The organism is Neisseria sicca 4320, assembly GCF_000193735.1.
Lineage (GTDB): Bacteria > Pseudomonadota > Gammaproteobacteria > Burkholderiales > Neisseriaceae > Neisseria > Neisseria sicca_E.
The window spans coordinates 1-12167 of record NZ_AEPF01000151.1 but is presented as its reverse complement, the minus strand read 5'-3'; the positions used below and the strand labels follow the sequence as shown (position 1 = coordinate 12167).

General features: G+C 50.3%; 11 protein-coding genes and 3 tRNA genes. 4 read left to right on the top strand and 10 right to left on the bottom strand.

Going from position 1 to position 12167, the window contains the following annotated elements:
• Positions 1-82 precede the first annotated feature (82 nt).
• From NSCA4_RS0111965 to alr, 4 genes are all read right to left on the bottom strand, one after another.
• A complete protein-coding gene (locus NSCA4_RS0111965; RefSeq protein ID WP_003741038.1) occupies positions 83-502 on the bottom strand; it encodes an OsmC family protein in 420 nt (139 codons plus the stop codon).
• Between the two features lie 151 nt (positions 503-653).
• Positions 654-2009: a PFL family protein gene (locus tag NSCA4_RS0111960; RefSeq protein ID WP_016688330.1), complete on the bottom strand. Its 1356-nt coding sequence runs from the start codon at positions 2007-2009 to the stop codon at positions 654-656.
• A 14-nt stretch (positions 2010-2023) separates the two neighbouring features.
• Positions 2024-2296: an ACT domain-containing protein gene (locus tag NSCA4_RS0111955; RefSeq protein ID WP_016688329.1), complete on the bottom strand. Its 273-nt coding sequence runs from the start codon at positions 2294-2296 to the stop codon at positions 2024-2026.
• 346 nt (positions 2297-2642) lie between these two features.
• A complete protein-coding gene (gene alr, locus NSCA4_RS0111950) occupies positions 2643-3701 on the bottom strand; it encodes an alanine racemase (RefSeq protein ID WP_016688328.1) in 1059 nt (352 codons plus the stop codon).
• Positions 3702-4159: 458 nt separating this feature from the next.
• Between alr and NSCA4_RS0111945 the strand changes: the two genes are divergently transcribed.
• Positions 4160-5041 carry a carbohydrate kinase family protein gene (locus tag NSCA4_RS0111945; protein WP_016688327.1) on the top strand — a complete coding sequence of 294 codons (882 nt, stop codon included), beginning with the start codon at positions 4160-4162 and terminating at the stop codon, positions 5039-5041.
• A gap of 81 nt (positions 5042-5122) precedes the next feature.
• On the opposite strand, the gene thiD is transcribed toward NSCA4_RS0111945, so the two are convergent.
• From thiD to NSCA4_RS0111930, 3 genes are all read right to left on the bottom strand, one after another.
• Complete coding sequence (gene thiD, locus NSCA4_RS0111940) at positions 5123-5929, bottom strand: bifunctional hydroxymethylpyrimidine kinase/phosphomethylpyrimidine kinase (protein WP_016688326.1); 807 nt, start codon at positions 5927-5929, stop codon at positions 5123-5125.
• Between the two features lie 278 nt (positions 5930-6207).
• On the bottom strand, positions 6208-7005 hold the full coding sequence (locus NSCA4_RS0111935) for a Cof-type HAD-IIB family hydrolase (protein WP_016688325.1): 798 nt from the start codon (positions 7003-7005) through the stop codon (positions 6208-6210).
• A gap of 209 nt (positions 7006-7214) precedes the next feature.
• Entirely contained in the window at positions 7215-8618 is a 1404-nt protein-coding gene (locus NSCA4_RS0111930) for a 3'-5' exonuclease family protein (protein WP_029609761.1), read from the bottom strand.
• Positions 8619-8736: 118 nt separating this feature from the next.
• Here NSCA4_RS0111930 and NSCA4_RS0111925 point away from each other — a divergent pair.
• Positions 8737-8813: transfer RNA gene (locus tag NSCA4_RS0111925), tRNA-Arg, on the top strand.
• Between the two features lie 21 nt (positions 8814-8834).
• Positions 8835-8909 (top strand) — tRNA-Glu (locus NSCA4_RS0111920).
• Positions 8910-9280: 371 nt separating this feature from the next.
• Here the strand turns inward: NSCA4_RS0111920 and NSCA4_RS0111915 are convergent.
• The 3 genes from NSCA4_RS0111915 to NSCA4_RS0111905 all read right to left on the bottom strand — a co-directional run bounded on the left by NSCA4_RS0111915 (position 9281) and on the right by NSCA4_RS0111905 (position 11775).
• Positions 9281-9814 (bottom strand): inorganic diphosphatase, encoded by a 534-nt coding sequence (locus tag NSCA4_RS0111915; RefSeq protein ID WP_016688323.1) that lies wholly within the window; start codon positions 9812-9814, stop codon positions 9281-9283.
• A gap of 132 nt (positions 9815-9946) precedes the next feature.
• Positions 9947-10396 (bottom strand): dihydroneopterin triphosphate diphosphatase, encoded by a 450-nt coding sequence (gene nudB, locus NSCA4_RS0111910; RefSeq protein ID WP_016688322.1) that lies wholly within the window; start codon positions 10394-10396, stop codon positions 9947-9949.
• Complete coding sequence (locus NSCA4_RS0111905) at positions 10396-11775, bottom strand: mechanosensitive ion channel family protein (RefSeq protein ID WP_016688321.1); 1380 nt, start codon at positions 11773-11775, stop codon at positions 10396-10398. The genes nudB and NSCA4_RS0111905 overlap by 1 nt, the downstream gene beginning before the upstream one ends.
• Positions 11776-12024: 249 nt before the next feature.
• Between NSCA4_RS0111905 and NSCA4_RS0111900 the strand changes: the two genes are divergently transcribed.
• Positions 12025-12101: transfer RNA gene (locus tag NSCA4_RS0111900), tRNA-Pro, on the top strand.
• Positions 12102-12167 lie beyond the last annotated feature (66 nt).

Here is a 12167-nt window from a genome sequence, read left to right as displayed (position 1 = left end):
CCTTTATTCACGCTTAAACAGTATTCCGCCTCTAAACGCTTTTCAGACGACCCCTGAAAGATACGGGAGGTCGTCTGAAAAATTACTCTGCTTCGACGGTTTCAAAACTGTGGGTGATTTTCGCCGCCTTGCCCAGCATAATCGAGGCGGAACAATATTTCTCGGCGGACATCTGCACGGCGCGCTCAATGGCGGATTCGGTCAGATTGTGTCCGATGACTTTAAAATGGATATGGATTTCGGTGAACACGCGCGGGGCATCGTCGGCGCGCTTCGCGGTAACCGTCGCTTGGCAGTCCACTACCTTTTGACGCTGTTTCTCGGCAATCATTACAACATCGATGCTGGAGCAGCCTGCCACGCCCAAAAGCAGCATTTCCATCGGGCTGGGGCCGCGTTTCGCCTGCCCTTCCGCCGCCGCGCCTTCCATGACGACGCTGTGTCCGTTTTCGGTCGTGCCGACAAAGCACATTCCGTCTATCCATTTTGATGTAACTTGCATGATTGCCTTTCTGTCGCGAAAATGCCTGATAAACAGGCGCATTTTCATATTGTAAACAATTTCTACGGATAAATACAGGCGCAGAGTTGGAAAAGGTCGTCTGAAAACAAGTATTGCAAGTTTTCAGACGACCTTTTTCATGGTCAAACAGTCAGTTCTTCATCGACTGCACCGGCACGGGAATCCTGCCGCCGCGGTTGACGAACACTTCACACGAACCTTCTTTAACCGGCATCACGGGCGCATAGCCCAACAGACCGCCGAACTCGACGCTGTCGCCGACGGTTTTGCCCGTTACCGGAATGATGCGCACGGCGGTGGTTTTGCTGTTGATCATGCCGATGGCGGCTTCGTCGGCGATGATGCCGGAAATCGTGTGTGCGGGCGTGTCGCCGGGAACGGCAATCATATCCAAACCGACAGAACAAACGGCGGTCATTGCTTCGAGTTTGTCCAGCGTCAGCACGCCTGCTTCGGCGGCGGCAATCATGCCTTCGTCTTCGGAAACGGGGATAAACGCGCCGCTCAAACCGCCGACCGCGCTGGAAGCCATCATGCCGCCTTTTTTCACGGCATCGTTCAGCAATGCCAAGGCAGCCGTCGTGCCGTGCGTACCGCAGACGCTCAAGCCCATTTCTTCAAGGATGCGTGCTACCGAGTCGCCGACGGCGGGGGTTGGCGCCAACGACAAATCGAGAATGCCGAATGGGATGCCCAGTATTTTCGAGGCTTCACGTCCGATAAGTTCGCCCACGCGGGTGATTTTGAAGGCGGTTTTTTTCACGACTTCGGCGACTTCGGTCAGGCTGACCGCGTCCGAATTTTCCAGCGCGGCTTTGACTACGCCCGGCCCTGACACGCCGACGTTGATAACGGCGTCCGCTTCGCCCGACCCGTGAAACGCGCCCGCCATAAACGGATTGTCTTCCACAGCGTTGCAGAACACGACGATTTTGGCGCAGCCGAAACCTTCGGGCGTGATTTCAGCCGTGCGTTTGATGGTTTCGCCCGCCAGTCTGACCGCATCCATATTGATACCGGCTCGCGTGCTGCCGATATTGATGGAGCTGCACACGATGTCGGTCGTCTTCATCGCTTCGGGAATGGAGCGGATTAACACCTCGTCTGAAGGCGACATGCCTTTTTGCACCAGCGCGGAAAAGCCGCCGATAAAAGACACGCCGATGGCTTTGGCTGCCTTGTCCAAAGTCTGCGCCACGCTGACGTAAGAATCGGCTTTGGTCGCCGCCGCGATTTGTGCAATCGGCGTGACGGAAATACGCTGATTCACAATCGGCACGCCGTATTTGGCGGACAGGTGTTTCGCCGTAGCGACCAAATCTTTACCGACGGTGGTGATTTTGTTGTAAATGTTTTGGTTCAGTACATTGATATCAGTACTGATACAGTCGTGCAAATCAATGCCTATGGTAATGGTGCGGACGTCGAAATGCTGGTCGGCAACCATTTTGACGGTTTCTAAAATTTCGCCGGATTGGATACTCATCACATTCCTCCGACTCAAATGCGGTGCATGGCTTGGAAGATTTCTTCGTTTTGCATACGGATGTCGAGCGCGAGTTTTTTGCTCTCTTCCGTAAACAAATCCAGCATTTCCTGCCGCGATTTGGGGCATTTCGAGGTATCCACCAAGATAATCATGGTGAAGAAATCGTCCATCAGCTGCTGGCTGATATTGAGGATGTTAATTTGGTTTTCCGCCAAAATTCTGGAAACGTCGTACACGATACCGACGCGGTCTTTGCCGATGACGGTGATGACTGAATTATTCATAAGTCAGGGTCCTTGTAGGGGTCGTCTGAAAAATTGATTTGGGAAATTATAGCACCGCTTTAGAATAATATGACTTGGATTGTTGACAATTTTGCATTGCCCGAACCTGATATTCCGTCTGCCGTCATTCCCGCGCAGGCGGGAATCCAAATTTATCCGTGCAGAAATCGTCAAAGAAAAAGTTTCCTAAATTTTATGTTCTGGATTCCCGCCTGCGCGGGAATGACGGCAGCTCTTAAAATATTTAGATTTTAAAAAAAACTTATGAAGAAGGTCGTCTGAAAACCATTTAACGAAACCGTTAACTTTGTTTTCAGACGACCTTCAGTTCAAACCGCCGCCTAAATCACTCCGAATAGGTAAATTTCGCGCGTTTGACGTTGCAAAAAATTTCATACGGAATCATGCCGGCAGCTTCGGCGACTTCGTTGATATTGACAACGTCACCCCACAGTTCGACTTCGGCGCCCAAACCTTCTTTGGAAGCGTCGAGTTCAACGGTGATCATGTCCATAGACACCCTACCGATGATGCGGCTGCGTTTGCCTTCTACGGCAACGGGCGAGTTGGTCGAGGCGCGGCGCGGATAGCCGTCGGCGTAACCGCAGGCAATCAGGCCGACGCGGGTGGACTTGCTGGTGTAAAACGTCGCGCCGTAGCCGATGGGTGAATGAGGTTGCAGGACGCGTTCGCCGAATACGCGGGAAGTCAGGCGCATGACGGGCTTCAGGCGTTCGTCCACGCCGCCGAACGGAGAGATGCCGTAAAGTGCCAGACCGGCACGTCCCCAATCGCGGCGCGCTTCGGGAATATTCAAGATAGCGGCGGAATTAGCGAGGCTTTCTTCGCCTTCCAAACCTTCACACGCCAAATCAAAGGCTTCAAGCTGCATTTCGGTTATGCCGTTTTCGGGTTCGTCGGCACAGGCGAAATGGCTGAATTTGACAATACTGTCAACGTGTTTGCATTGCTTCAGGGCGGTGTAGGCGGAAGTGTAGTTGTGCGGAAAGAAGCCGGCGCGGTGCATACCGGAATCCATTTTGAGCCAGACTTTAACGGGATTCTGCCAATGATGGGCGATTAAGGCTTCGAGCTGCCATTGGCTGCCGACGCCCGGCCACAAATTGTATTTATCGACGGTAGCGTATTCCGACGCTTCAAACACGCCTTCGAGCAATACGATGGGATTGCTAATGCCGCTCTCGCGCAATTCGACGGCTTCGTCCATGGTAGCGACGGCAAATCCGTCGGCAATTTCGGACAATGCGTGGGCGCACCGTACCGCGCCGTGTCCGTAAGCGTCCGCTTTAATAACGGCAAGCATTTTGCCGCCGTGAATCTGTTTCAGGGTTTGATAATTGTGGCGCAGATTGTCCAAGCGGATTCGGGCATTTAATGGACGCATGATTTGTTCTTTCCGTTAATGAAGGTCGTCTGAAAATGGATTTTCACGTTTTCAGACGACCTTTCGGTATTTTTAACGACTACATTATAGGCTTAAAGAGAGGGTTTTTAAATATCGTAATGAAATGAAGAAAATCGGAATATATAGCCCGTCTGTTCAAACATATTCCACCGATTTGTATTTAAATTTCAAAAATCAGCCTACCCCCTTCCCAAAGCACTTATAAAATGAAAGAAAAATAAACCCTGCTGATTTGCCGAATAAGGCCGTCTGTAACGCAATATTGTGATGAATCAAACTTCCTGACGGATAAGCCTACGATTGCTTGTCAGTCGGTAGATTTTAAAACATAATACTTACGCGCCTAAGTATTGGAGTTTTACTACAAATACATGATAGGTAAGCCGTACGCAGCGCAGCAGTTCCAGCCAATCAACTCAAAGCAAGGAAGGCCTAAAATGAAAGTAACCAGTTTCGGCGAAGTGTTGTGGGACGATTTTCCAAGCGGCAAAGTGTTGGGTGGTGCGCCGCTGAACGTTTTGGTCCGTTTGCAATCCTTTGGGGTCGATACCGCCATCATCAGCCGTCGCGGTGATGATGCAGATGGCGAAGAGCTGCTGCGCCAAATCCAAGCGAAAAACGTCAATACCGACCTACTGCAAGTGTGCAAAGAATGCGATACCAGCCTTGTCAAAGTCATCTTGGACAAATGCGGCAGCGCGTCATACGAAATCGTGTATCCCTGCGCGTGGGACCGCATCGTCGTCGAAGATGCCGCCTTGCAGCGTGTCGCCGAATCCGATGCCTTCGTATTCGGCAGCCTTGCCACCCGCGACGAGATTTCCCGTGCGGCATTAGACAAACTGATGGAAAAAGCCAAATTCAAAATCTTCGACGTCAACCTGCGCAGACCCCACTACGATACCGACCGCCTGCTTGCCACCATGAAGCGTGCGGATATGCTCAAACTCAATGACGACGAATTGTACGAATTATCTGCGGCTTACGGCTCGCCCTACCACAGCATCGAACAAAACATCGCCTACCTCAACCTCTTGACCGGCGCACAAACCATCTGCGTCACTTTAGGCGGACACGGCGCAATTTTATACAAAAACGGCGAACTCTACCGCCACTGCGGCTTCCGCATCAAAGTTGTCGATACCGTCGGCTCCGGCGATAGCTTCTTGGCAGGACTGACTTACAAACTGCTCAACAATGCCGAGCCGCAAGAAGCCATTACCTTCGCCTGCGCACTCGGCGCCCTAGTCGCCTCCAGACACGGTGCGACGCCCGACATTTCCTTACAGGAAATCGAAAGCTTCATGAATCCGGCTTGATTTTTGCCATCAACGAATCATTCACAACAAAAGGTCGTCTGAAAACGGAAAATCTGTTTTCAGACGACCTTTTCATATCCCTCAATCCTGATACGCCCAATGATTGACCGGACCGTGTCCCGCGCCGATGTTCAAAGGATTGCGAATCGCCTCGGTAATGTATTTTTTAGCGGTTTGCACGGCTTCGAGTGTTTCGAAACCTTTTGCCAGCTCGGCGGCGATACAGGCGGAGAACGTGCAGCCGGTACCGTGCGTATGCGCCGTCGGGAAGCGGCGGTCGGTAAATTCAAACACGTCATCCGGCGTAAACAGCCAGTCGGTGCAGTATTCGCTGCGGCTATCGCTCAAATGCCCGCCTTTAATCACCACGTTTTTCACGCCGCAATCTTGCAGGATTTTGGCGGCGCGTTCCGCGTCTTGGCGGTTTTCAATGCGCACGTCCGTCAAGGCTTCCGCTTCAGGCAGGTTCGGCGTCAGAATGTCCGTATCGGACAACAGCAGGCGTTTCATCGCTTCGACGGCGGAATCCTGCAACAGCGGCGCACCGCCTTTGGCAATCATCACCGGGTCGAGGACGCGCTTGCCGAAACGGCATTTTTTCAAATTTTCAGCAACGCATTCAATCACTTCCGCCGTACCCAGCATTCCGATTTTATAGGCGCGGATTTCAAAATCGGCACGGACGGCTTCGATTTGAGCAGTGATGATGTCGGTCGGAACCAGATGCACCGCCGATACACCGAGCGTATTTTGCGCGGTTACGGCGGTCAGCACGCTGGTGCCGAATACGCCGCGCATCTGAAACGTCTTCAAATCCGCCTGTATCCCCGCACCGCCGCCGGAGTCCGAGCCTGCGATGGTCAGCGTTTGGACGAATGTTTCTTCCATTTGTTTTCTCCTGTTGCTTGGTTGGACGATTTAGGAAGCGGTTTGAAGGTCGTCTGAAAACCCATCATGCTTGTTTTCAGACGACATTTTATTGTTATAGCGAAATATTTACAGCTGTATTTTAGTTGGTTTATCCCGGTTTGAAATGGGGGATTTTAGGGATACGTTTTTACAATTTTCACGGACTCAGCCCGAAATCCCCATCCCGACTTTTTACTATTCAAACAAAGAGGTTGTCTGAAACCTGCTTTTCAGACGACCTAACTCTAAATAAATCATTATCCATCAATAATTTCCAATTCAAGCAAAGCCCTGTACACGCCATCTTCATCTACACTCGGCGCAATAAATTTCGCCGCGGCCTTCGCCGCAGCCTCACCATTTCCCATGGCCACACCGAAGCCGACGGATGAGAGCATTTCCAAATCATTAAAGCTGTCGCCAAAAGCCATAACATCTTCCATGCCTATACCCAACTTTTCTACTGCATGTGCAATGCCTCTTGCTTTTGAACCTTCGCGGCGCAGCATATCCAGCGCAGACTCGTGCCAACGCACGGATTTGAAGCCTTCGGATTGGATTTTTCCGATAATTTCCTGCTCTTGGGCTTTATCTGCAAACACCAGCATCTGATAAACCGATTGTTTGCGGAAATATTCTTTATCCACTTCAAAAGCAGGCAGGATGTGCGACAAGGCTTCTTTTACCCTTCCGCCGGCAGCCGATGCGACAATTTCATCATTATTTACAAAAGCATAATCAATATACTGACTGTCAAAAAATGTACACATCCGCTCCACTTCGGCTTCAATCATCGGATAAGCCTGCAACACCTCTCCGTGAAACGTCGTGTATTGCCCGTTAATCGTAACCAGCATATCAATGCCGCTGTCGCGTATCAGGTTTTTCACCTTACCCGGAATGGCCACCGGCGGTCTCCCCGTCGCAATCGCCGTCAAAATACCCCGCGCTTTCAATGCCTCCATCGCTTTAGCAACAGACGGGCGAAGCGTATCGGTATATTTTCGGTATAACGTGTCATCAATATCGAAAAAAATAATTTTTGGCGTATTCATTATCAGGCATACAATCGGTTTCAGACGACCTATATTGTAACGTGCAATGACGGGAACAATACACACTTTCTACATGCAATGATGTAAACAAGCTGTGTATAAACCCTACTTCATATTGATTCTCAAGAGAAAAACAAACTTGATTAAAAAATAAGCAGGTTATCAGAAGTCGTCTGAAACCTGCTTATTCCATTTTCGCCATTATTACATTAAGCAATAATTTTGACACTTTCCCGCTCCCGCCTGAATTTCATTTTCAGCAACGCGGGCAGACTGTCATCAAAGTACCAGCCGCCGTCCGGCATAGCAATCGCCCCACCGGCACAACGCAAAGTGATGCTTTTTCCGGATAAGCCGTCCGTTTCCGTAATCTCCACCTCATGCGCCCTCCCCCAGTCTGCAACGGGCAACAAATGCGCCAATTCGCGGATACGTCCATTTTGCGCTTCTATCCCATCCTCGGTACGGCAGGCACCGTCGCATTGCCCGAGTGCCTGTACAGGACACGGCACACCTTTTCCATTTGCAACAGGCAGGATATTCAAGGCATCAGGACAAAGTCTGTTTTCCAGCGCCCAAGTATTAAGCGCGCGTTTGGCAGCTTTTTTATGGATGAACAACCCATACGGGCGGACAGCACGACTGCCATTATCCAAAGGCACAATCCTTGCCTGCAATACACCGTGTTCGTCGGGAGAAAAACGAACCGTAGAAAATGCAGTAGGCTTGGAAACGACTCGTTCAGATGGGCGGATACCATATTCCCTCATTGCCTGCGCCTTCAACCATACCGAATGCAGGCTGCCCAACGCAGGAATAAAACGCACGGAAGCCGCAGCCTTCAAATAAAGCGGAACTTTTTTACCATGCAGCATTTCTGCCGTTTCACTATACGCCTTCTCCAATGCAACTACCGCCTGCGCCTTGCCGAATGCGTCAAACCAGACCAACACACCTTCGCTGTCCGGCAATGCATAAAGCTGCGCCGCCAAAGCATCCGTTACCCCATTCGGCAGCATTTTCGGATTCATCAAAGACCGGCAGTAATTATCCCAATCTTCTGTATTCTTTTCGCGCAAGCTGTGTTCCAAATAATCGCTCAAAGCCAAGACATCGGTCATCGCGCGATGACGGTTTTCCACTGCGATTGCGTTCCGTTCGATAATGCTGTCCAAATTGTGTTTGTAAAACTCGGGATAAAGGCGGCGCGACAACTGGACGGTACACAAAGCAGGCGCGGCAAAATCAATTCCGGCGCGGCGAAACTCGTGACGCAGGAAGGTATAGTCGAAACGGCTGTTATGCGCCACCACCACTGCCCCCTGTAAAAGCGGCAATAACTGTGAAGCAATTTCCGCAAACAAAGGGGCCGTTTTTACCATTTTATTGCTGATGCCCGTTAGTTGCGCAACAAATTCAGGAATCGGCTTACACGGATTCACCAACCACTCATAACGGCATACGCTTTGCCCGTCGAAACGCAGAAAAGCAACTTCCGTTACCCTGTCTTGATACAGATTCCCGCCGGTAGTTTCCAAATCCACCACAACCACAGGCCTCCCGAAACGGGCAAATGCCTTCTGCAACAACGGCCAGCGAGAAACGCTTTCCATTTTATTTTCCTGTAAATTCAACCAATAGCCGCGCATTTTACACTTTCCCTGTTTATTTTCCAACAACACCCTTGACAGACTTACACCCCTTCCCTATAATCCCAATCTTTGTTACAGCGCACCCGTAGCTCAGTTGGATAGAGTATCTGGCTACGAACCAGAGGGTCGGGCGTTCGAATCGCTCCGGGTGCGCCAAAAAATCTATTTATCTTATCCGCGCCCATCGTCTAGCGGTTAGGACATCGCCCTTTCACGGCGGTAACCGGGGTTCGATTCCCCGTGGGCGTGCCAGTTTTGATTAAAGCCTTGCTGTTTTAGCAAGGCTTTAGTTTTTAAACCATCTTAAATAACCGCCATCTTGAATACCTAGGTCAGGCAGTACCTGACTTGTTTTTTTTCTATGTTGCATACGAGACCTATCAATATTATAGTGGATTAACTTTAAATCAGGACAAGGCGACGAAGCCGCAGACAGTACAGATAGTACGGAACCGATTCACTTGGTGCTTCAGCACCTTAGAGAATCGTTCTCTTTGAGCTAAGGCGAGGCAACGCCGTACTGGTTTAAAGTTAATCCACTATATTTCTTGCCCCTATTCCAATCAAAAGGTCGCCTGAAAACCATTTTCAGACGACCTTTCCTTATTTATTGAAATAAAACATCAAGCCTGTTTATTCCAACGTTCGATAGATTCTTTAATTACTTTTTTTGCTTCTTCCACATCGCCCCAAGATTCAACTTTGGTTGTACCTGCTTTTTTCAGGTCTTTGTAGTGGTTGAAGTGAAATTCGATTTGCTTGATCAGCTGCTGCGGCAAGTCGGCAAGGGTTTTGTAGGCGTTGCCGTTGTTGCGGTCGTCAGCGGGAACGCAGACGATTTTGTCGTCCACTTCGCCATCATCGACAAACTTCATCACACCGATGACGCGCGCTTCCAAGAAGATGCCTGTCGCCAAAGGCTGTTCGGTAACCAGCAATACGTCCAATTCGTCACCGTCCTCGTCCAAGGTTTGCGGGATGAAGCCGTAGTTGGTCGGCTTGACGAAAATCGCGGGTTCGACGCGGTCAAGTTGGAATGCGCCGAGGCGGCGGTTCCATTCGATTTTGTGGTTGCTGCCGGCGGGAATTTCGTTGACGACGTTGATGATGCCGCCGTCCACATCGCCCGGAGTCAGGATTTTATTGAAGTCTGCCATTTTATTTCCTTTATTTGACGGAAGTTTGAACGGCGGAAGTATAGCAAACAAAAGACTCTCTGAAAATGCGGAAAAAGGTCGTCTGAAAACGCAATCGCTGTTTTCAGACGACCTTTAAGCAATCAGGCTGGTTCATTTCCCCAACCTTTTCCCTAATTTCAAAATCGCCCTTTTGTTTGACGGAGAAAACACTTTTTCCGCCGCTTGTTCTATGCCGAACCATCCGTAAGCGACGTGTTCGTCGGGCTGCAAAACAATCACCGTATCGCGCGGGATTTCGGCGGAAAAGATGTGTTCGCGGTTTTCAAACACGCCTTTTGGATAGCGGTGCCGCCAGTGGTGGTAGATTTCGTAAACCGTGCTCTCGTGCCAGTTGCAGAGCTGCCCGTCCGCAAGGCGGATGCCGGTTTCCTCCCAAACTTCGCGCTTGGCGGTTTCCTCTATGGTTTCGTCCGGCTCGATGCTGCCGGTTACCGACTGCCAAAAACCTGGCGGCGAAGTACGCTCGATTAGAAGGATATTACCGTCGGCATCATGCAAAACCACCAGCGCGGACACGGGATACTTCAAGGGCTTTGCCATCAATTGTCTCCGGCAGCGTCCATCGCGGGATCGGATTTGGTATCGCTGCGCGCCTGCATTCCCGCCTTAATCATGGCGATGTTGCTCGGGGACTGCTCTTCGTTCAGGATACGGACTTCGCGTTGCGGATAAGGGAACTCGATGTCGTGTTCGTTAAACTGCTGCCAAATATCCAGAAAAATCGCTGATTGCAGCGCGGCAAAGCCGTTTTCAGGATCTTTTACCCAATATGTCACGCGCAAATCAATACCGTTGTCGCCGAAATTGGTAACCACTGCCAAAGGTGCAGGATTTTCTGATACGCGGGATTGTGCGGCGGCGGCGCTTTTTATGATTTCCAAAGCTTTAATCAAGTCGGAATGATAGGCGACCTGTATATTGAATGCCTGCTGTAATTCGCGGCTGGTATACGATTCGTTGACCACCATTGAAGTAACGAATGTCTCGTTCGGAATCAGCGCCTCAGTACCGTTGGCATTGCGCAGCACGACGAAACGCGAAGTGATTTTGGTGACATAGCCGGTAAAGTTGTTGACGGTCAGACGGTCATTCATGCGGATCGAGCGGTCGCCCAAAATAATGAAACCCGAAATGTAGTTGCTTGCCACTTTTTGCAGGCCGAAACCGATACCGACACCCAACGCACCGCCGAACACCGACAATACCGTCAAATCAATTCCCACCAGCGGCAGCGCAATCAATACCGCCAAAACCATCATCACCGTTTTGATGATTTTGGACAAAATCATGGACAGATTATTGTCCAGGCTGCTTTTCTCCAAACGCTCGCCGATAAAGCGCGCCAACCACGACGCGCCTATCATCAGAAGCCCGACCCACAAAATCCCGTTCAAAATCATCAACAGGCTCAGTTTGCCCGAACCGACCGAAAAGCTGATGCCGTCGAGCATCGCCAAAATCTTATCATCTAAGCCCGACAGCCAAAGCACGAAGCCTACCCACAAAACCATGGAGACCGATTTTTCCAGCCAGTCGGTCAGTTTGTTTTGCGGCAAAGCAGCATGAACAACCGCCACGCTGACCCGAATCAGAATCATCCAGCGCGCCGCCAAAATCAGCAGATGCAGCCATACCGGGCGAAACTCCGTCAGATTGCAGATAAACAAAGCCGCCGCGCCGAAAATCATCATCAGCACCGGCCACAAAATCCGCCTGCCGATATGCCGCAATAGCGCGAAGTTACCCTGTTCCACAAAGAAATAACGGTTTTTTAGTCGGTTTGACAGCCAATACGTCACCGCCATCAGCATCAATACGCCGACCAGCTCAATCCAGCCCGAAACCTGTCCGAAATTGCGCTCCACCAAACTCGAAGTAAACGCCTGACGCGCAAACAATTCATGCAAAATATTATCCATCAGCCCTATTTTTTCATTAAAAATAAAAAGCTGTAATTATATAGCAGCCGTAAAATTCCGCCACATCCGTTTGCCATTTGAATGTCGTCTGAAAAATATTGCGGATTCAAATCGAATGTGAAATATTTCCCGACACGCCCTGCCTGACGCCAAACAAATTCAAAGCCGCTTCAATCAGATAGCCGAAACCGTCAGGCTTCACCCTTGCCAAAGCCGGACAAGAAAACTATAATCCGAAACTTATCGAGTCGGAGTGTGGCGCAGTCTGGTAGCGCACTTGCATGGGGTGCAAGGGGTCGAAGGTTCGAATCCTTTCACTCCGACCAAAAATTCAACAGCCCGGTCATTTTTGACCGGGCTGTTTTTTTGTATTTGCCTATTTTAAATCTTAT

What these genes read in the sequence shown, in the direction of transcription:
- NSCA4_RS0111965 (WP_003741038.1), bottom strand. Translation starts at nt 502, where the DNA reads ATGCAAGTTACATCAAAATGGATAGACGGAATGTGCTTTGTCGGCACG.
- NSCA4_RS0111960 (WP_016688330.1), bottom strand. Translation starts at nt 2,009, where the DNA reads ATGAGTATCCAATCCGGCGAAATTTTAGAAACCGTCAAAATGGTTGCC.
- NSCA4_RS0111955 (WP_016688329.1), bottom strand. Translation starts at nt 2,296, where the DNA reads ATGAATAATTCAGTCATCACCGTCATCGGCAAAGACCGCGTCGGTATC.
- alr (WP_016688328.1), bottom strand. Translation starts at nt 3,701, where the DNA reads ATGCGTCCATTAAATGCCCGAATCCGCTTGGACAATCTGCGCCACAAT.
- NSCA4_RS0111945 (WP_016688327.1), top strand. Translation starts at nt 4,160, where the DNA reads ATGAAAGTAACCAGTTTCGGCGAAGTGTTGTGGGACGATTTTCCAAGC.
- thiD (WP_016688326.1), bottom strand. Translation starts at nt 5,929, where the DNA reads ATGGAAGAAACATTCGTCCAAACGCTGACCATCGCAGGCTCGGACTCC.
- NSCA4_RS0111935 (WP_016688325.1), bottom strand. Translation starts at nt 7,005, where the DNA reads ATGAATACGCCAAAAATTATTTTTTTCGATATTGATGACACGTTATAC.
- NSCA4_RS0111930 (WP_029609761.1), bottom strand. Translation starts at nt 8,618, where the DNA reads ATGGAAAGCGTTTCTCGCTGGCCGTTGTTGCAGAAGGCATTTGCCCGT.
- NSCA4_RS0111915 (WP_016688323.1), bottom strand. Translation starts at nt 9,814, where the DNA reads ATGGCAGACTTCAATAAAATCCTGACTCCGGGCGATGTGGACGGCGGC.
- nudB (WP_016688322.1), bottom strand. Translation starts at nt 10,396, where the DNA reads ATGGCAAAGCCCTTGAAGTATCCCGTGTCCGCGCTGGTGGTTTTGCAT.
- NSCA4_RS0111905 (WP_016688321.1), bottom strand. Translation starts at nt 11,775, where the DNA reads ATGGATAATATTTTGCATGAATTGTTTGCGCGTCAGGCGTTTACTTCG.